This window comes from Stenotrophomonas sp. P5_A8 (assembly GCF_056400545.1).
Genome location: NZ_JBFULB010000050.1, coordinates 1 through 17,806, shown reverse-complemented (window position 1 = coordinate 17,806; position 17,806 = coordinate 1). Strand labels below are relative to the sequence as shown.

Annotated in this window: 17 protein-coding genes; 9 read left to right on the top strand and 8 right to left on the bottom strand. The window is 66.8% G+C overall.

Annotation, left to right across the window (positions count from 1 at the left end):
- Positions 1-142 precede the first annotated feature (142 nt).
- A complete protein-coding gene (locus AC1DQP_RS05815) occupies positions 143-1,402 on the bottom strand; it encodes a threonine/serine exporter family protein (RefSeq protein ID WP_256775344.1) in 1,260 nt (419 codons plus the stop codon).
- A gap of 102 nt (positions 1,403-1,504) precedes the next feature.
- On the opposite strand from AC1DQP_RS05815, the gene AC1DQP_RS05810 reads away from it, so the two are divergent.
- The 4 genes from AC1DQP_RS05810 to AC1DQP_RS05795 are packed head-to-tail and all read left to right on the top strand — an operon-like array spanning position 1,505 to position 5,052.
- Positions 1,505-2,617, top strand: a complete 1,113-nt coding sequence (locus AC1DQP_RS05810; protein WP_256775343.1) for an ABC transporter permease — start codon at positions 1,505-1,507, stop codon at positions 2,615-2,617.
- 3 nt (positions 2,618-2,620) lie between these two features.
- Positions 2,621-3,451 carry an ABC transporter ATP-binding protein gene (locus AC1DQP_RS05805; RefSeq protein WP_256775342.1) on the top strand — a complete coding sequence of 277 codons (831 nt, stop codon included), beginning with the start codon at positions 2,621-2,623 and terminating at the stop codon, positions 3,449-3,451.
- A gap of 3 nt (positions 3,452-3,454) precedes the next feature.
- Positions 3,455-4,381, top strand: a complete 927-nt coding sequence (locus AC1DQP_RS05800; protein WP_457318683.1) for an MlaD family protein — start codon at positions 3,455-3,457, stop codon at positions 4,379-4,381.
- Positions 4,378-5,052 (top strand): ABC-type transport auxiliary lipoprotein family protein, encoded by a 675-nt coding sequence (locus AC1DQP_RS05795; protein WP_457318682.1) that lies wholly within the window; start codon positions 4,378-4,380, stop codon positions 5,050-5,052. The genes AC1DQP_RS05800 and AC1DQP_RS05795 overlap by 4 nt, the downstream gene beginning before the upstream one ends.
- Here AC1DQP_RS05795 and AC1DQP_RS05790 read toward each other — a convergent pair.
- Positions 5,015-5,605, bottom strand: a complete 591-nt coding sequence (locus AC1DQP_RS05790) for an alpha-ketoglutarate-dependent dioxygenase AlkB family protein (protein ID WP_457318680.1) — start codon at positions 5,603-5,605, stop codon at positions 5,015-5,017. The two genes, AC1DQP_RS05795 and AC1DQP_RS05790, sit on opposite strands and share 38 nt — an antisense overlap.
- 117 nt (positions 5,606-5,722) lie before the next feature.
- Here AC1DQP_RS05790 and AC1DQP_RS05785 point away from each other — a divergent pair, with 117 nt between their 5' ends.
- Positions 5,723-7,783 carry a glycoside hydrolase family 99-like domain-containing protein gene (locus tag AC1DQP_RS05785; RefSeq protein ID WP_478051245.1) on the top strand — a complete coding sequence of 687 codons (2,061 nt, stop codon included), beginning with the start codon at positions 5,723-5,725 and terminating at the stop codon, positions 7,781-7,783.
- A gap of 37 nt (positions 7,784-7,820) precedes the next feature.
- Here AC1DQP_RS05785 and AC1DQP_RS05780 read toward each other — a convergent pair whose 3' ends face one another.
- Together AC1DQP_RS05780 and AC1DQP_RS05775 are read right to left on the bottom strand one after the other, a co-directional pair.
- The gene (locus AC1DQP_RS05780) at positions 7,821-8,453 is read right to left on the bottom strand and encodes a CoA transferase subunit B (RefSeq protein ID WP_478051244.1); all 633 of its coding nucleotides are present in this window, start codon (positions 8,451-8,453) and stop codon (positions 7,821-7,823) included.
- A 1-nt stretch (position 8,454) separates the two neighbouring features.
- Positions 8,455-9,189: a CoA transferase subunit A gene (locus AC1DQP_RS05775; protein ID WP_457318678.1), complete on the bottom strand. Its 735-nt coding sequence runs from the start codon at positions 9,187-9,189 to the stop codon at positions 8,455-8,457.
- Between the two features lie 160 nt (positions 9,190-9,349).
- Between AC1DQP_RS05775 and AC1DQP_RS05770 the strand changes: the two genes are divergently transcribed.
- Positions 9,350-10,699 (top strand): phosphohexomutase domain-containing protein, encoded by a 1,350-nt coding sequence (locus AC1DQP_RS05770; RefSeq protein ID WP_256775337.1) that lies wholly within the window; start codon positions 9,350-9,352, stop codon positions 10,697-10,699.
- Between the two features lie 12 nt (positions 10,700-10,711).
- Positions 10,712-12,115, top strand: coding sequence for a mannose-1-phosphate guanylyltransferase/mannose-6-phosphate isomerase (locus AC1DQP_RS05765; RefSeq protein WP_478051243.1), 1,404 nt, complete (start codon positions 10,712-10,714; stop codon positions 12,113-12,115).
- Positions 12,116-12,225: 110 nt separating this feature from the next.
- On the opposite strand, the gene rfbD is transcribed toward AC1DQP_RS05765, so the two are convergent.
- From rfbD to rfbB, 4 genes are read right to left on the bottom strand one after another with little or no spacing between them, the layout of a single operon-like run.
- Positions 12,226-13,116, bottom strand: a complete 891-nt coding sequence (gene rfbD / locus AC1DQP_RS05760) for a dTDP-4-dehydrorhamnose reductase (RefSeq protein WP_457318675.1) — start codon at positions 13,114-13,116, stop codon at positions 12,226-12,228.
- Entirely contained in the window at positions 13,113-13,670 is a 558-nt protein-coding gene (rfbC, locus tag AC1DQP_RS05755; protein WP_256775334.1) for a dTDP-4-dehydrorhamnose 3,5-epimerase, read from the bottom strand. The genes rfbD and rfbC overlap by 4 nt, the downstream gene beginning before the upstream one ends.
- Positions 13,667-14,554 (bottom strand): glucose-1-phosphate thymidylyltransferase RfbA, encoded by an 888-nt coding sequence (rfbA, locus tag AC1DQP_RS05750; protein WP_256775333.1) that lies wholly within the window; start codon positions 14,552-14,554, stop codon positions 13,667-13,669. The genes rfbC and rfbA overlap by 4 nt, the downstream gene beginning before the upstream one ends.
- 32 nt (positions 14,555-14,586) lie before the next feature.
- Positions 14,587-15,642, bottom strand: a complete 1,056-nt coding sequence (gene rfbB, locus AC1DQP_RS05745) for a dTDP-glucose 4,6-dehydratase (protein WP_457320413.1) — start codon at positions 15,640-15,642, stop codon at positions 14,587-14,589.
- A 266-nt stretch (positions 15,643-15,908) separates the two neighbouring features.
- Here rfbB and AC1DQP_RS05740 point away from each other — a divergent pair, with 266 nt between their 5' ends.
- Positions 15,909-16,655, top strand: coding sequence for an electron transfer flavoprotein subunit beta/FixA family protein (locus AC1DQP_RS05740; RefSeq protein WP_256775331.1), 747 nt, complete (start codon positions 15,909-15,911; stop codon positions 16,653-16,655).
- Entirely contained in the window at positions 16,655-17,593 is a 939-nt protein-coding gene (locus AC1DQP_RS05735) for an electron transfer flavoprotein subunit alpha/FixB family protein (protein WP_457320411.1), read from the top strand. The genes AC1DQP_RS05740 and AC1DQP_RS05735 overlap by 1 nt, the downstream gene beginning before the upstream one ends.
- The last annotated feature ends 213 nt before the right edge of the window (positions 17,594-17,806 follow it).

The window sequence follows — 17,806 nt, the reverse complement described above, 5'->3', positions numbered from 1 at the left end:
GTGTACGGCAGGGATGCCGTACACGAGCCCCCATGGATGGGTTGACGGCGCGTCCGGCGAACCTGCACATCCCCGCCCAGCCAAGGGACAAGCGGCACTGCGCTCTGACGCTTCTGCAAGAAACGCCAAACGCCACTACCCCTCAGAGATTCTTCCGCGCCGGAATCAACAGATTGCCAAACAGCAACCCGGCCACCAGCGCCATCACCACGTTGAGCACGGTCATCAACACCGTCTGGCCGGCACTCATGTCCTGCTGCTGCACGAGCGTGAGCACCCCGCGCAGACTGGTGCTGCCGGGCACCAGCATGATGATGCCCGGCAGGCGGATGATCGCGCCCGGGCGCTGTGCCAGACGACCGAACAGATTGCCCGCCGCGGTCATCAGCATCGCCGACATGAAAATGCCGGCCGGCAGCCCCCACGCCTGACCGGCGAATTTCGAAATCGCGTACCCGGCCACCGAGGCCGCCATCACCCAGGGATAATCGCGGCGATTGGCCTTGAACAGCATCGCAAAGGCGAACGCGGCCACCAGCAACGCGCTCCATTCCACCCAGTCGGCCTGCGGCCGCGACGCCCGCACGTGCGGCTCCAGCCCGATGATCCCCGACAGCGTCACCGCGATCACCGCGCCCACCGTCAGTTTCAGGATCGTGGTGATCGCCCCGGCAAACCGCGCCGTTCCCGACACCCAGTGCTGGCTCGCCAGCTCATTGACCGCATTGGTCAGCGACATCCCCGGCAGCATCACCACCAGCGAGGCGATGATGACCGTATTGAGATTCAGTGGCCCCAGGAACGAGGCCACCAGCGCCGCCACCGTACCGGCCACCAGTGCCGCCAGCGCCTCGCTGGCCTCGCGGCTGGCCGGGCGCCGATCGGTATACAGCGTCATGACCCCGATCAGCAGCCCGATCATCCCGGCCGTGGCGATATCCAGCCACGGCAGTTTCCACAGCCCGGCCACGCCAGCCGCGCCCAGGCTGTAGGACAGGATCATGCGGATCTTGCCGCGCCGGCCCGGATCCTTGTCCAGCGGCCGCAACGCCGTATGGCCCTGGGCAATGCTCATGGTGCCGTTGGCCACCGCATCGGTGATCTGGTCGGCGATGCTGAGTTTATGCAGGTCGTTTTCACCTGGCGCCAGGCGGATCACGCGGGTGATATCCGATGAACCGATCGCCTTGGTCGGATCGCTGAAACTCAGGATCAGCCCGGTCGGGTTCGACCACGGCTCGCAGTCCAGGTCCAGCCGCTGCGCCAGCGCGACCACCGCTGCCTCCAGCCGCTGCGCGGTGGTGCCGTAACTGTGCAGGCGCCCGGCCATCTCGCACACGAACGCAACGCGCTGCGCATAGGTGGCCTGGGGGGTGGGAAGGGGGGCGGTATCGGCAGACATGCTTCGTAGTATTACCCGAAGGCCGCCCCGGCTGAACAATCATGTCGCAGCGCACACACTTGGTGTGGACACGGACAAGGTATGCTGCGCGCAGGACGCCCCATGACGCCAAGCCAAGCCCCCCATCTCGAACAGGACGCGCAGGATCCCGGACTTGTCCGGCTCTCCGGCCACTGGACCCTGCACACCGCGCTGGACGCGGCCGAAGTGCTGCGCGGCATTCCCGACGGGCTGACCGGCATCGATGCCAGTGGCATCACCGTGCTCGACTCCGCCGGGGTATTGCAATTGCTGCGGGTGGCCCGTCGCGCCGACCTTGGCGAGCATGCGGTCAGCTTCCGCGACGAACACCGCGCACTGGTCTCCACCATCGAAGAAGTCGCCGATGACCGTCCGCGCGCCAAACGCGATTTCGGCGTACTGGCCGCGCTCGAGCGGTTGGGCGTCAGCGTGCATGGGATGGGCCACAACATCGTGGCGCTGGCCAGTTTCCTCGGCGAGAACCTGGTCAAGGGCGCGCGCCTGATCAAGGAACCGCGCCGTTTCCGTCTCACCGCCACGGTGGCGCAGATGGAACAGGTCGGACTGGACGCGGTGCCGCTGGTGGCGCTGCTGTCGTATCTGGTCGGTGCGGTGATCGCCTTCCTCGGCTCGACCATCCTGCGCGACTTCGGCGCGGAAATTTATGTAGTTGAGCTGGTCAACATCGCCTTCCTGCGCGAGTTCGCCGTGCTGCTGACCGCCATCGTGCTGGCCGGGCGCACCGCCAGCGCCTTCACCGCGCAGATCGGTGCGATGAAGGCGCGCGAGGAAATCGACGCGATGCGCACCCTCGGCCTGGACCCGATCGACCTGCTGGTGCTGCCGCGCCTGGTTGCGCTGTTGATCACCCTGCCGCTGCTGACCTTCATTGCGATGGTGGCCGGCCTGGCCGGTGGCATCACCGTGGGTGCGTTCGACCTGGGTATCCCACCGCAGATGTACATCGCGCGGATGCACGAGACCATGGAAGTGCGCAACATGCTGGTGGGGCTGTCCAAGGCGCCGGTGTTCGCACTGGTGATCGGCCTGATCGGCTGCCTGGAAGGCCTGAAGGTCGAAGGCACCGCGCAGTCGGTCGGTGAGCGCACCACCTCCAGCGTGGTGCAGGCCATTTCGCTGGTGATCATCCTCGACGCGTTCGCCGCGTTGTGGTTCATGAAGATGGGCTGGTAAGCGATGGCCACCGATACCGCCGCCCTGGCCACTACCGACGACACCACCGGCGACGATGCGGGTCTGGCCATCCGCGTGCGCGGGCTGACCAACCGCTTCGGCGCGCAGACCGTGCATGACAACCTCGACCTGGACGTGCGTCGCGGCGAAATTCTCGGCGTGGTCGGTGGCTCGGGTACCGGCAAGTCGGTGCTGATGCGCAGCATCCTGGGCCTGCGCGTTCCCGATGCGGGCCAGATCGAGGTGCTGGGCGTGGACGCGCGCTCGGACAATCCGGACAACCGCCTGCATATCGAACGCAACACCGGCGTGCTGTTCCAGGATGGCGCGCTGTTCTCCTCGCTGACAGTGGGCGAGAACGTGCAGGTGCCGTTGAAGGAACACCATCGCGAACTGCCCGAGCGCTGGCATTACGAGCTGGCCCTGCTCAAGGTGAAACTGGCCGGGCTGCCCGCCGATGCGATCAACAAGCTGCCCTCGCAGCTGTCCGGCGGCATGCGCAAGCGCGCCGGCCTGGCCCGTGCGCTGGCGCTGGACCCGCCGCTGCTGTTCCTGGACGAGCCCACCGCCGGCCTGGACCCGATTGGCGCGGCCGCCTTCGACCGGCTGATCAAGACCCTGCAGGAAGCGCTGGGGCTGACCGTGCTGCTGATCACACACGATCTGGACACGCTGTATGCGATCTGTGACCGGGTGGCGGTGCTGGCCGACCAGAAGGTGATCGCCAATGCCCCGTTGCACGAGATCGAACAACTGGACCACCCGTGGATCCAGGAATATTTCCACGGACCACGCGCGCGCGCTGCGCGCGATGCAAAGCACGAGAGCGAGTAAGCCATGGAAACCAAAGCCAATTACGTCCTGATCGGCGCGTTCACCCTGGTGGTGGGACTGGCGCTGCTGGCCTTCGGCCTGTGGGCCGCCAAGTACTCCTCCGACCGCACCTGGACCGAGTACCGGGTGGTGTTCCGCGAGGCGGTCACCGGGCTGTCGGTCGGCAGCCCGGTGCAGTACAACGGCATCGCGGTCGGCTCGATCACCGAACTGAACCTGGTGCCGGACGATCCGCGCCAGGTGGTCGCGCGGATCCGCCTGAACTCCAATACCCCGGTCAAGACCGACACCCGCGCCAAGCTGGCCATCACCAGCCTGACCGGGCCGTCGATCATCCAGCTCAGCGGCGGCACGCCCCAGTCCGCCGCGCTGACCGCGGTGAACAAGGACCCGGCCCCGATCATCCCGACCACCCCGTCGGCGCTGCAGAACATCACCGACGTGGCCAACCGCATCGTCGAGCGCATGGACCAGGTGCTCAGCGACCGCAACGTGGCCAGCATCAACGCCACGTTGGCCAACCTTGAGACCATCAGCGGCGGCCTGGCCGACCGCGACCAGGGCACCCAGGCGCTGCTGCTCAGCGCGCGCGATGCCGCGCGCAGCCTGGATGTCACCCTGAAAAGCACCAACGGCACCATACGGCGCCTGGACAAGAACCTGGTGCAGCAGCTGCCGCCGATCCTGGACAAGCTGGAAACCACCCTGTCCAAGCTGGATTCTGCCGCTGGCAACGCCGATTCGATCCTCGGCGAGAACCGCGCGGCGATCAACAGCTTCGCCAATGACGGCCTGGCTCAGCTGGGCCCGACCCTGACCGAGCTGCGCGGGCTGATCCGCGACCTGCGCCGGGTCAGCGACCGCCTCGACAACAACCCGGCACGCTATCTGCTGGGCCGTGACGCGCCCAAGGAGTTCGAACCCAAATGAGCCGCCCGACCCTTCCCCGATTCCTCCTGCCGGTCGCCCTGATCGCCGCCCTGGGTGGCTGCTCGCTGCTGGGCAGCAACGAACGCAGCGCGGTGACCATCTATTCGCCGATCGTGCGCATCCAGGCCGATCCCGGCTGGCCGAAGGTCGACTGGCAGCTGATCGTGGTCAAGCCCAGTGCCGCGCGCGTGGTCGACAGCCCGCGCATCAACGTACGCCCCTCGCCGTCCGAGCTGGAGGTGTACAAGGGGGTGAGCTGGGCGCAGCCGGCCACCGACATGCTCGATGACGCGCTGGTGCGCGGTTTCGAGGATTCCGGCCGCATCGCCGGCGTCGCCCGCGCCACCACCGGCATCCGCGCCGACTACAAGCTGGCCCTGGACGTACGTCGTTTCGAGGCCGATTACCGCGGCCAGGCCACGCCTGCCGCGCTGATCGAGGTCAACGCCAAACTGATCCACGTGGTCGACCAGCGGGTGGTGTCCGACCGCACGTTCCGCCAGGAACAGCCGGTGCCGAGCACCGCCACCGCCGATGTCGCCCGTGCGTTCGAGCAGAGCCTGCAGACCCTGACCACCGAGCTGGTCGGCTGGACGCTGGTAACCGGCCAGGCCGACTACCAGCAGGCGCAGGTCATGCCGGCCCGGCTGCGTCAATCCAGCGGAAAGTAAGGTTGATGCGCTCGGCCAGCGGCCGCGCGCTTTTCAGCAGGGCATGCTGGTAATGGCGTTGGGTCTGCCCGCCCATCAGCAGCACGTCGCCGTGCCCCAGCGTCACCTCGGCCTTGCGCGCATGGTCCTCGCGCCGCCGCAGCAGGAAGCGACGCTCGGCGCCCAGGCTCAGTGAGGCGATCAGGGGCGTCGGCCCGAGTTCGGGCTCGTTGTCACTGTGCCAGCCCATGCCATCGTCGCCATCGCGGTAGCGGTTGAGCAGCACGCTGTTGAAGGGCGTGCCGCAGAACGCGGCCAGCCGCTCGCGCAGCGGCAGCAACGCCGGATGCCACGGCGCTGGCACGAAGTCGGTGCCCGAATAGCGATAGCGCGCGGCCGGGTCGCCCATCCAGCAGCTCAGCCGCGGCGAATCGACCTGGCGCCCGAACATGCGGATGCGGTGGACCTCCCACGGCACGTCCTCGCGCAGGGTGCGCTGCAGGGCGTCGGCGTCGGTGGCGGGGAGCCAGTGGCGGTGCCAGTGGACCTGGGCGTCGGGAAGGTGGAGATCCATCGGCGAACGCTAGCACGCCCGCATTTGCCGGTGCGCGGGCAAAGCCCGAGAATGGCCCACCCGTTATAGTGTTGGAGCCTGCATGCCTGCTGTCGTTTTCCCTTGGGTCCAGGCCCGTTGCGCGTGACCACGCTCAAGGCCAGGCTGCGTCAGGCGGTCTTCGTGGCGCTGCGCGCCGGATTCCGCGCACTGCCGCTGTCCGACGGGCAGCGTGATCGACTCCGCGCGCGCTTCCTGCGCGACCATGGCGACTGGGTGCCGCCACCGCCACGCGGCCGTGTTGATGCCGCGCCTGCGGCCGTCCATCGCCCCCTGTCGCGCGCCGATGAAGCCGCGATCGGTTACGTGCCGCATCGCGCCGATGCCCTGCCCGAGCAGCTGCCCGCCACGCTGGTGGCGTTCTACCTGCCGCAGTTCCACCCGTTCACCGAGAACGATGCGTGGTGGGGCAAGGGCTTTACCGAGTGGCGCAACGTCACCCGCGCCCTGCCTCAGTTTGAGGGCCACATCCAACCGCGACTGCCCGCCGACCTGGGCTTCTACGACCTGCGCAACCCGCAGGTGATGCGCGACCAGGCGCAGTTGGCCCGCGAATACGGCATCGGCGCGTTCTGCTTCTATTACTACTGGTTCAGCGGCACCACGTTGATGGAGGCGCCGCTGCGCCAGTGGCTGGCCGACGACAGCATCGACCTGCCGTTCTGCCTGTGCTGGGCCAATGAAAACTGGGCACGGCGCTGGGACGGCCGCGACGAAGACATCCTGATCGGCCAGCAGCACAGTGCCGAGGACGACCTGGCCTTCATCGCCCACGTCGCCGACTACCTGCGCGATCGCCGCGCCTTGAAGGTGGACGGCAAGCCGATGCTGCTGGTCTACCGCCCGCACCTGCTGCCCGATGCACGCGCCACCGCCCAGCGCTGGCGGCAGTGGTGCCTGGACAACGGCATCGGCGAGATCCACCTGGCCTATGTGCAGGGCTTCGAGCGTCCGGATCCGCGCGACATCGGCTTCGACGCCGCGGTCGAGTTTCCGCCGAACATGAGCAACCCGCGCTCGCTCACCGCCGACCAGTTCCTGATCAATCCCGAGTTCCACGGCGACGTGCGCGACTGGCGCGAACTGGCAGCTGAGATCGCCGCACGACCGCTGCCGTCCTACACGCTATACCCCGGGGTCAACCCGGGCTGGGACAACGAAGCGCGCCGCTCCGGCAAGGGCCGCGTCTACCTGCACGCCTCGCCGCGTGGGTATGGCGATTGGCTGTCGACCACCGTGCACACGCGCCTGGCCGCCGCGCCGGCCAACCAGCGCCTGGTGTTCATCAACGCCTGGAACGAGTGGGCCGAAGGCGCAGTGCTGGAGCCGGATGCACGGCTGGGGCATGCGTATCTGGAGGCGACGCGGAAGGCGCTGCAGGCGCCGGCGGCCGGCACGGCCACGGCGCGACCGTGCGTGGTGATTCACGCCTGGCACATGCCGGAATTGGCGACACTTCTCGATCAGCTCAAGACGAGCGCGTTGGCGTGCCGCCTGGTCGTCACCACCGCACCGGAGCATCGCAGCGCGGTGGATGCCGCGCTGCGGCAGGCCGAGCTGCGCGGGGAGGTGCTGGTCTACCCCAACCATGGCCGCGACATCCTGCMCTTCCTCCAGGTCGCCGAGCTGCTGCTCGGGCAGGGCGAGGACGTGGTGCTCAAACTGCATACCAAGCGCTCCACGCACATGCAGCAAGGCGCGCAGTGGCGCGATGAAATGCTGCGGCAGCTGCTGCTCGATGGCCACGCCGCACAGGCCGTGGAGGCGTTCGGCCACGACCCGTCGCTGGGCCTGCTGGCACCGCGAGGCCACCTGCTGCCGGTCCGCGACTTCATCGGTGGCAACGCGTCGGCACTGGTCCGCCTGCAGGCCAGGCTTGGCCTGTCAGTGGCGCCCCTGGACGCGCCCTTCAGCGCTGGCAGCATGTTCTGGGTACGGCTGGCGGCACTGCGCCCGCTGTTGGACGCGCACCTGTACCGCAGCATGTTCGAACCCGAGCAAGGACAGATCGACGGTACGGCGGCGCATGCAATCGAGCGCCTGCTGGGTGCGGTGTGCATGCATGCCGGCTTTACGTTGGACAGCCTTGGCAAGGGCGAATCGGACGCAGGCCGATACGCCTACGCCAAGCGCGGGTGAGCTGCCGCCCCGGCTGGCCGGGGCGGCGCCATCCCCCTCAGGCGGCAGCGAACGCCACGCCGGTCTTTTCCTTCAGCTCATCCACGCCCACGYCCGGTGCAGCCTCCACCAGCACCAGCCCGGCGTCGGTGACGTCGAACACGGCCAGGTCGGTGATGATGCGGTCGACCACGCCCACGCCGGTCAGCGGCAGCGTGCACTCGGGCAGGATCTTGTGCTCGCCGTTCTTGGCGGTGTGCTCCATCAGCACCACCACGCGCTGCACGCCGGCGACCAGATCCATCGCCCCGCCCATGCCCTTGACCATCTTGCCCGGCACCATCCAGTTGGCCAGGTCGCCCTTGTCGGTGACCTGCATCGCGCCGAGGATGGCCAGGTTGATGTGCCCGCCGCGGATCATCGCGAAGCTGTCGTGGCTGCCGAAGTAGCTCGCGCCCGGGCGTGCGGTCACGGTCTGCTTGCCGGCATTGATCAGGTCGGCATCGACCTCGGCCTCGGTCGGGAACGGGCCGATGCCAAGCAGCCCATWCTCGGACTGCAGCCACACGTCCACGCCATCGGGGATGTGGTTGGCCACCAGCGTCGGCAGGCCGATGCCCAGGTTCACATAGGCGCCATCGGTGAGTTCACGCGCGGCGCGCGCGGCCATTTCATCGCGGGTCCACGCCATGTCAGTTGCCCTCCGCACGCACGGTGCGCTGTTCGATTCGCTTTTCAGGATGCGGGTTGTGCACGATGCGGTGCACGTAGATGCCCGGCAGGTGCACCTGGTCCGGGTCGATGCTGCCGACCGGCACCACCTCTTCGACCTCGACGATGCACAGCTTGCCGGCCATCGCGCAGGCCGGGTTGAAGTTGCGTGCGGTCTTGCGGAATACCAGGTTGCCCGATGCGTCGGCCTTCCACGCCTTGACCAGCGCGACGTCGGCACGCAGCGCGGTTTCCATCACGTAGTGCTTGCCGTCGAATTCGCGGATTTCCTTGCCCTCGGCCACCACCGTGCCGTAGCCGGTGGCGGTGAAGAACGCCGGAATACCCGCACCGCCGGCGCGCAGGCGCTCGGCCAGGGTGCCCTGCGGATTGAACTCCAACTGCAGTTCACCGGCCAGGTACTGACGCTCGAATTCCTTGTTCTCGCCCACGTAGGACGAAATCATCTTCTGGATCTGCCGGGTTTCCAGCAGTTGGCCCAGGCCGAAGCCATCCACCCCGGCATTGTTGGAGATCACGGTCAGGCCCTTGACCCCGGTGTCGCGCAACGCGGCGATCAGCGCCTCGGGGATGCCGCACAGGCCGAACCCGCCGACCGCCAGGGTCTGGCCATCGGCGACCACACCGTCCAGGGCTTCGGCGGCGCTGGCGTACTGCTTGCCACGCCGTCCGGCATTGTCTGGGGACTTGCTCATCTACGCCCTCACCTCGTTGATGTAAGCGGGCATTGTAGCGAGTACGCAGGGCATTCCCGGCCCGCCCGGAGAAGCGTCCACCCACGGCCCGGCATGAAAACGATTCCCATACATGGCTGCGGCTACACTAATCCACTGACTGTCAGAAGGACTGGAATACATGACGCTCCCCGCATTCAAGGCATACGACATCCGCGGCCGCGTGCCGGACGAACTGAACGAAGACCTGGCCCGCCGCATCGGCGTGGCGCTGGACGCGCAGCTCGCCCCCGGCACCGTGGTGGTCGGCCATGACATCCGCCTGACCAGCCCGGCCCTGCAGGACGCGCTGGCTGCCGGCCTGCGTGGCGCCGGGCGCGACGTGCTGGACATCGGCCTGTGCGGGACCGAGGAGGTCTATTTCCAGGTCGACCACCTCAAGGCAGCCGGCGGGGTGATGGTCACCGCCAGCCACAACCCGATGGACTACAACGGGATGAAGCTGGTCAAGGAGCAGGCCCGTCCCATCAGTTCGGACACCGGCCTCCTGGCGATCTCCGACGCGGTCGAAGCCGATACCGCCGCGCCGGTCGATGCCACGGGCAGCCTGCAGACGCATCCGGACAAGAGTGCTTACATCGACCATCTGCTCAGCTACGTCGATCGCACCGCCCTCAAGCCGCTCAAGCTGGTGGTCAATGCTGGCAACGGTGGCGCCGGCCCGATCGTCGACCTGCTGGCCCCGCACCTGCCGTTCGAGTTCATCCGCATCTGCCACGAGCCCGATGGCAGTTTCCCCAACGGCATTCCCAATCCGCTGCTGCCGGAAAACCGTGCGTTGACCGCGCAGGCCGTGCGCGAGCACGGTGCGGATTTCGGCATTGCCTGGGACGGCGACTTCGACCGCTGCTTCTTCTTCGACCACAACGGCCGTTTCATTGAAGGCTATTACCTGGTCGGCCTGCTGGCCAAGGCGATCCTGGCACGCCAGCCGGGCGGCAAGATCGTGCACGACCCGCGCCTGACTTGGAACACCGTGGAGATGGTCGAAGACGCGGGCGGGCAGCCGGTGCTGTGCAAGAGCGGGCACGCCTTCATCAAGGAAAAGATGCGCAGCGAAAACGCCGTGTATGGCGGTGAGATGAGCGCGCACCATTATTTCCGCGAGTTCGCCTACGCCGACTCGGGCATGATCCCGTGGCTGCTGATTGCCGCGCTCGTCTCCGAATCCGGCCGCTCGCTGGCCGATCTGGTGGAAGCGCGCATGGCCAAGTTCCCGTGCAGTGGTGAGATCAACTTCAAGGTCGCCGACGCCAAGGCCGCAGTTGCCCGGGTGATGGACCATTACGCCGCGCAGTCGCCGGCACTGGACCACACCGACGGCATCAGCGCCGACTTCGGCCAGTGGCGCTTCAACCTGCGCAGCTCCAACACCGAACCGCTGCTGCGCCTGAACATCGAAACGCGTGGCGATGCCGCCCTGCTGCAGCAGCGCACCGATGAAATCTCCCAGCTGCTCACGGCCTCCTGAGGCACCGCCCCGATGAACGATCTGCTCCCCGTCATCCTGTCCGGTGGCTCCGGTACCCGGCTGTGGCCGCTCTCGCGCGAGGCCTACCCCAAGCAGTTCCTGGCCCTGGCCGGGGACCTGACGATGCTGCAGGCCACCTGGCAGCGGGTTGCACCGATTGCCGGCCGCGCGCCGCTGGTGGTGGCCAACGAAGAKCATCGTTTCGTGGCCGCCGAACAGCTGCAGCAGCTGGGCGTGCAGCCGCTGGCGATTCTGCTCGAGCCGGTGGGCCGCAACACCGCCCCGGCGATCGCGGTGGCGGCGCTGGAAGCCACCCGTGACGGCGAGGACGCGGTGCTGCTGGTGCTGCCCTCGGACCACGTGATTGCCGATGAAGCGGCCTTCCGCGCCGCCGTGCTGCGTGCACTGCCCGCCGCGCGCGACGGCAAGCTGGTCACCTTCGGAATCGTGCCGACCGGGCCGGAAACCGGCTATGGCTACATCAAGGCCGCCTCGGGCGGCGAGGTGCGCGCGGTGGATCGCTTCGTCGAGAAGCCCGACGCCGAGACCGCCCGGCAATACGTCGGTTCGGGCGAGTATTTCTGGAACAGCGGCATGTTCCTGTTCAAGGCATCGCGTTACCTGGCCGAGCTGGAGAAATTCAATCCGGCCATGCTGTCGGCCAGCCGCACCGCCTGGGAACAGGCACGGCGCGATGCAGACTTTACCCGGCTGGGCAAAGAGGCATTCACGGCGGTGCCGTCTGATTCCATCGACTACGCGGTGATGGAAAAGACCGCCGATGCGGTGGTGGTGCCGCTGGATGCCGGTTGGAACGATGTCGGCTCGTGGACCGCGCTGCGCGATGTATCGGCGCAGGACAGCGACGGCAACGCCCATCATGGCGATGTGATCGCCATCGACTGCCGCAACACCTATGCCTACGGCGAGCGCCTGATTGCGCTGGTCGGGCTGGATGATGTGATCGTGGTCGAAACCGATGACGCGGTGATGGTCGGCAGGAGCGACCGCATGCAGGAGATCAAGCAGGTGGTGGCGCGCCTGAAGGCCGACGCCCGTCCCGAAGCGACCTGGCACCGCAAGGTGTATCGCCCGTGGGGGGCCTACGACTCGATCGACCATGGCGAGCGTTTCCAGGTCAAGCGCATCACCGTCAAACCCGGTGCCACGCTGAGCCTGCAGATGCACCACCACCGTGCCGAGCACTGGATCGTGGTCAGCGGTACCGCTGAAGTGACCCGCGGCGAGGAAGTGCTGCTGCTCACCGAAAACCAGAGCACCTATATTCCGCTGGGTGTGACGCACCGGTTGAAGAACCCGGGCAAGTTGCCGCTGGAGCTGATTGAAGTGCAGTCCGGCAGCTACCTGGGCGAGGACGATATCGTGCGGTTCGAGGATACCTACGGTCGTACGTGATCGATGGGCACCGCAGAGACAAAAAAACCCGGCCAAGGCCGGGTTTTTCATTGTCCGGTAGAGCCATGCCGTGCATGGCTGACGCGGTGCGGGCGATCCGCAGTGCAGCTTCAGAGCGCTGCGATCACCTGCTTCAAACCATCCTGCCAACTGGGCAGCGCAATGCCGAAATCCGACTCGAGCTTGCTGACGTCCAGGTGCGAATACGCCGGGCGCTTGGCCGGGGTCGGGTAGTCGGCGGTGGTGATCGCTTCCACCTTCGGCGCGCGCGCCAGCTTTCCGGCTGACACCGCCTCGGCAAAGATCGCCTCGGCAAAGCCATGCCAGCTGGTTTCACCCGCAGCGGTCAGGTGCCAGGTGCCCGACAGGCCACCGGCATGCTGCAAGGCCTGCGCGGTGACATCGGCGATCAGCGCCGCCGGGGTCGGCGTGCCGATCTGGTCGGCCACCACGCGCAGTACGTCGCGGTCAGCGCCCACCCGCAGCATGGTGCGCAGGAAGTTGGCGCTATGCGAGGCATACACCCATGCGGTGCGGAAGATCAGATGACGGCCGCCGGCCGCGCGGATGTCTTCTTCACCGGCCAGCTTGCTGGCGCCGTACACGCCCAGCGGCGCAGTGGCATCGTCTTCGCGGTACGGGCGGGTGCCCTGCCCGTCGAACACGTAATCGGTGGAGTAATGCACCAGCGGCACACCGGCAGCGGCGCACCAGCGCGCGATGACGCCCGGCGCTTCGGCGTTGGCGCGCCAGGCCGCATCGCGCTCTTCTTCTGCGCGGTCCACCGCCGTATAGGCGGCCGCATTGACCACCACGTCCGGACGAACGCGATCCAGCAGCGCAACCAGCGACGCGGGCTCGTTGAAGTCGGCCGTTTCGCAGGCACTGCCATCGGGCAGCGCGCCACTACGGGTGGTCGCTACGATCGTGCCCAGCGGTGCCAGCGCGCGCTGCAGTTCCCGGCCCAACTGGCCATTGCCGCCAAACAGCAGCACCGTCACGGCTGGTAGACCGGCAGGCGGTCTTCGGCGATGTCCTTCAGGAACGGCGCGGCCTCATCCTTGGCCGACAGCGTCGGGCCACTGATCGGCCAGTCCACGGCGATGTCGGCATCATTCCAGCGCACGCCGGCATCGAAGTCCTTCAGATACACCTCGGTGCACAGGTAGCTGAAGACCGCACGCTCGGACAGCACCGCAAAGCCATGCGCGAAGCCTTCCGGGATCCAGAACTGCTTCTTGTTCTCCGCACTCAGCACCACCGCTTCCCACTGGCCGAAGGTCGGCGAGCCGCGACGGATATCCACCGCCACGTCGTACACCTCACCTTCGAGCACGCTGACCAGCTTGCCCTGCGGCCGCGGCCACTGGTAATGCAGGCCGCGCAGCACGCCCTTGGCCGAGGTGGAGACGTTGCTCTGCACGAACTTGGTCGGCAGACCGTGCTGGCCGAAACGCTCGGCATTCCAGGTCTCGAAGAAGAAGCCGCGCTCGTCGCCGAACACCGCCGGCTCGATCACCACGCAGCCCGGCAGTTTGGTCTCAATTACTTTCACGGCACCACTCCTCGTACAGCCAGTTTATGCAGGTATTGGCCGTAGCCGTTCTTGATCAGCGGGGCGGCCAGAGCCTCCAGTTGCTCGGCGTTGATCCAGCCCTGGCCGAAGGCGATTTCTTCCGGGCAGCAGACCTGCAGGCCCTGTCGGGTCTGGATGGTCTCGATGAAGTTGGACGCCTCCAGCAGCGACTGGTGGGTGCCGGTATCCAGCCACGCGTAGCCGCGACCCAGCGCCTCCAGATGCAGATTGCCTTCGCGCAGATAGCGCTGGTTGAGATCGGTGATCTCCAGCTCGCCGCGCGGCGACGGCTTCAGCTCGGCCGCGTGGTGGCTGGCGTTGCCGTCGTAGAAATACAGGCCGGTCACCGCGTAGTTGGAACGCGGATTGGCCGGCTTCTCGACCAGGTCGATCACCTTGCCGGCCTTGTCGAACTCGGCCACGCCGTAGCGCTCCGGATCGTTGACCCAATAGCCGAACACGGTCGCGCCGTGATCGCGCTCGTCGGCATTGCGCAGCACTTCCCGCAGGCCATGGCCGTGGAAGATGTTGTCGCCCAGTACCAGGCAGCTCGGTTTGCCGTCGACGAAGTCACGACCAATGAGATAAGCCTGCGCCAGCCCGTCCGGACTCGGCTGCACGGCGTACTGGATGTTCATGCCCCACTGCGAGCCGTCGCCCAGTAGGGTCTGGAACAGCGCCTGCTCGTGCGGCGTGTTGATGATCAGCACGTCGCGGATCCCCGCCAGCATCAGCACGCTGAGCGGGTAATAGATCATCGGCTTGTCGTACACCGGCAGCAGCTGCTTGCTGACGCCCTTGGTGATCGGATACAGGCGTGTGCCCGAACCGCCCGCGAGGATGATGCCCTTGCGTTGAGTCATGCGAATTTCCTCTTTACTGGTGATCACCGCCCTCAGGCGGTGGTGCCGATGCGCTGCAGGCGGTAGCTGCCGTCGAGCACGCCGTTGACCCATTCCTGGTTGTCCAGGTACCAGTCCACGGTGAAGCCGATGCCCTGCTCGAAGGTGTACTTCGGCTCCCAACCGAGCTGGTCCTTCAACTTGCTGGCGTCGATCGCGTAGCGGCGGTCATGGCCGGGGCGGTCGGTGACATAAGTGATCTGGCTGCTGCGCGGCTGGCCGTCCTCGCGCGGGCGGCGCGCATCGAGCAGCGCGCAAATTGCGTGCACCACCTCGATGTTCTGCTTTTCCGAGTTGCCGCCCACGTTGTAGGTCTCGCCGACCTGGCCCTTGGCCAGCACCGTGCGGATCGCTTCGCAGTGGTCGCTGACGAACAGCCAGTCGCGTACCTGCTTGCCGTCGCCATAGACCGGCAGCGGCTCGCCGGCCAGCGCCTTGGCGATCACCAGCGGGATCAACTTTTCCGGGAAGTGGTACGGACCGTAGTTGTTGGAGCAGTTGGTGGTCAGCACCGGCAAGCCGTAGGTGTGGTGGAACGCCCGCACCAGGTGGTCGGAGGCCGCCTTGGACGCCGAATACGGCGAGTTGGGCGCGAACGGGGTGGTTTCGGTGAACTTGCCGGTCGCGCCCAGGGTGCCGTACACCTCGTCGGTGGACACGTGCAGGAAGCGGAAGGCCGCGCCCTTGTCGGCCGGCAGCGCCTTCCAATAGTCGCGCACGGTCTCGAGCAGGGCCAAGGTGCCGACCACGTTGGTCTGGATGAACGCACCCGGGCCATCGATGGAGCGATCCACATGGCTTTCGGCGGCGAAGTTCAGCACCGCGTCGGGCTGGTGCTCGGCCAGCAGGCGCGCCACCAGGGACTGATCACCGATGTCGCCGTGCACGAACACGTGATCCGGGTTGCCGTCCAGCGGCGCCAACGTCTTCAGGTTGCCGGCGTAGGTCAGCGCATCGAGGTTGACCACCTTGACGCCCTTGGCGACCGCTTCGAGTACAAAGTTACCGCCAATGAATCCGGCTCCGCCGGTGACAAGCCATGTGGGCACTACCCGTTCTCCTGTTCGGTTCTAAAGTCTCCGGCCGCCAATGCAGCGCTCCGGATGCAGCGCTACAGGATACAGGTGGGCGGTCTTCACGACTGCCTGCCGGACGTGAACGAAACCGCTGGGATGCGCATTTTGTGCCGCGCCGCAACATAACCATACGCATTCGCATGGTTGCCTTCGGCCAGTTAGAATCGCGGTCCCACCCCCGAACCGGTTGCTGTCTACAGAACCGGACGTTCCCCCGTTATTGAAGGATCCAGCACCAGATGAAAATCCTCGTCGCGTACAAGCGCGTGGTGGACTACAACGTCCGCATTCAGGTCAAGCCGGACGGTTCCGGCGTGGTCACCGACGGCGTCAAGCTGTCCCCCAACCCGTTCGATGAGATCGCGCTGGAAGAAGCGCTGCGTCTGCGCGACCAGGGCATCGCCACCGAAGTCGTGGTGGCCACCATCGCCCCCGCCGACGCCCAGGCCCACCTGCGCAACGGCCTGGCCATGGGCGCCAACCGTGCCATCCACGTGGTCACCGACCAGGCCATCCAGCCGCTGACCGCCGCGCGCACCCTGCTCAAGCTGGTGGAGAAGGAACAGCCGGACCTGGTCATCCTCGGCAAGCAGGCCATCGACGACGACGCCAACCAGACCGGCCAGATGCTGGCCACGCTGTGGGGCCGCCCGCAGGCGACCTTTGCCAGCAAGCTGCAGATCGACGGCGGCAAGGCCACGGTCACCCGTGAAGTCGATGCCGGCCTGGAAACGCTGGAAGTGGACCTGCCGGCGGTGGTCACCACCGACCTGCGCCTCAATGAGCCGCGCTTCATCAAGCTGCCGGACATCATGAAGGCCAAGGCCAAGCCGATGGAAACCCTGCAGCTGGCCGACCTCGGCGTGGACGCCGCCGATACCTTCAAGACCACCCAGTACGCCGCGCCGGTCAAGCGCAGCAAGGGCGTGATGGTCAAGGACGCGGCCGAACTGGTCGCCGCACTCAAGCAGAAGGGGTTGCTGTAATGACCAAGATCCTCGTTGTCGCCGAGCACCACGACGGCAAGCTCAACGCCGCCACCGCCAAGACCGTCAGTGCCGCCGCCGCCATCAGCGGTGCCAGCATCGACGTGCTGGTGCTGGCCGCCGACCCGGCCGCCGCGGCCGCGGAAGCCGCCCAGCTGGCCGGCGTGGCCAAAGTGCTGACCGTGGCCAACCCCGCCAACGCGCAGGCGCTGGCCCAGGTGCTGGCCCCGCAGATCGCGCAGCTGGCCAAGGGATACACCCACGTGTTCGGCCCGTCGACCACCTTCGGCAAGGACCTCATGCCCTGCGTGGCCGCCCTGCTGGGCGTCAACCAGGTCTCGGACCTGATGACCGTCGAAGGCAGCCACAGCTTCAAGCGCCCGATCTACGCGGGCAACGCGATCATCACCGTCGACGTGCCGGCCGACCAGATCGTGGTCGCCACGGTGCGTGCCGCGTCCTGGCCGGAAGCCGCCAAGGGCGGCAATGCCACCGTGGAAGCGGCCAGCGTCGATGCGGCCCTGCCGACCCACACCCGCTTCGTCGGCCTGGCCGCCGGTGCCACCGACCGCCCGGACCTGCAGAGCGCCAAGCGCGTGGTCTCTGGCGGCCGTGGCGTGGGTTCGGAAGAGAACTTCAAGGTGATCTTCCAACTGGCCGACAAGCTCGGCGCCGCCGTCGGTGCCTCGCGCGCCGCCGTGGACGCCGGCTATGTGCCCAGCGACCTGCAGGTGGGCCAGACCGGCAAGATCATCTCGCCGGAGCTGTATGTGGCCGTGGGCATCAGCGGCGCGATCCAGCATCTGACCGGGATCAAGGACGCCGGCACGATCGTGGCGATCAACAAGGACCCGGATTCGCCGATCTTCGAGATCGCCGATATTGGGTTGGTGGGTGATCTGTTCACGTTGTTGCCGGAGCTGGAAGCGGCGTTGTAAGGCAAACGCGCCAGCGCGGCATTTGAAGGCCGGAATCCCCAGTGGATTCCGGCTTTTTTCATTTGGCCACGCCGGTTGTCGCGTATCAGCATCGGACGAGGTGCGTGCCGGGGATACGTTGGGGTGCGCTTGATTTGCTATCGACCACACAGAACGTGGCGGAAAGATCGATCAGTATTTCAGTCCCATGGCACACCCCGTATGATACTGCCC

Bases quoted from the DNA above. Each gene is read 5' to 3' on its own strand.
- AC1DQP_RS05790 (WP_457318680.1), bottom strand. From the start codon at position 5,605: ATGGATCTCCACCTTCCCGACGCCCAGGTCCACTGGCACCGCCACTGG.
- AC1DQP_RS05810 (WP_256775343.1), top strand. From the start codon at position 1,505: ATGACGCCAAGCCAAGCCCCCCATCTCGAACAGGACGCGCAGGATCCC.
- AC1DQP_RS05805 (WP_256775342.1), top strand. From the start codon at position 2,621: ATGGCCACCGATACCGCCGCCCTGGCCACTACCGACGACACCACCGGC.
- AC1DQP_RS05740 (WP_256775331.1), top strand. From the start codon at position 15,909: ATGAAAATCCTCGTCGCGTACAAGCGCGTGGTGGACTACAACGTCCGC.
- AC1DQP_RS05735 (WP_457320411.1), top strand. From the start codon at position 16,655: ATGACCAAGATCCTCGTTGTCGCCGAGCACCACGACGGCAAGCTCAAC.
- rfbA (WP_256775333.1), bottom strand. From the start codon at position 14,554: ATGACTCAACGCAAGGGCATCATCCTCGCGGGCGGTTCGGGCACACGC.
- AC1DQP_RS05800 (WP_457318683.1), top strand. From the start codon at position 3,455: ATGGAAACCAAAGCCAATTACGTCCTGATCGGCGCGTTCACCCTGGTG.
- AC1DQP_RS05770 (WP_256775337.1), top strand. From the start codon at position 9,350: ATGACGCTCCCCGCATTCAAGGCATACGACATCCGCGGCCGCGTGCCG.
- AC1DQP_RS05815 (WP_256775344.1), bottom strand. From the start codon at position 1,402: ATGTCTGCCGATACCGCCCCCCTTCCCACCCCCCAGGCCACCTATGCG.
- AC1DQP_RS05775 (WP_457318678.1), bottom strand. From the start codon at position 9,189: ATGAGCAAGTCCCCAGACAATGCCGGACGGCGTGGCAAGCAGTACGCC.
- AC1DQP_RS05795 (WP_457318682.1), top strand. From the start codon at position 4,378: ATGAGCCGCCCGACCCTTCCCCGATTCCTCCTGCCGGTCGCCCTGATC.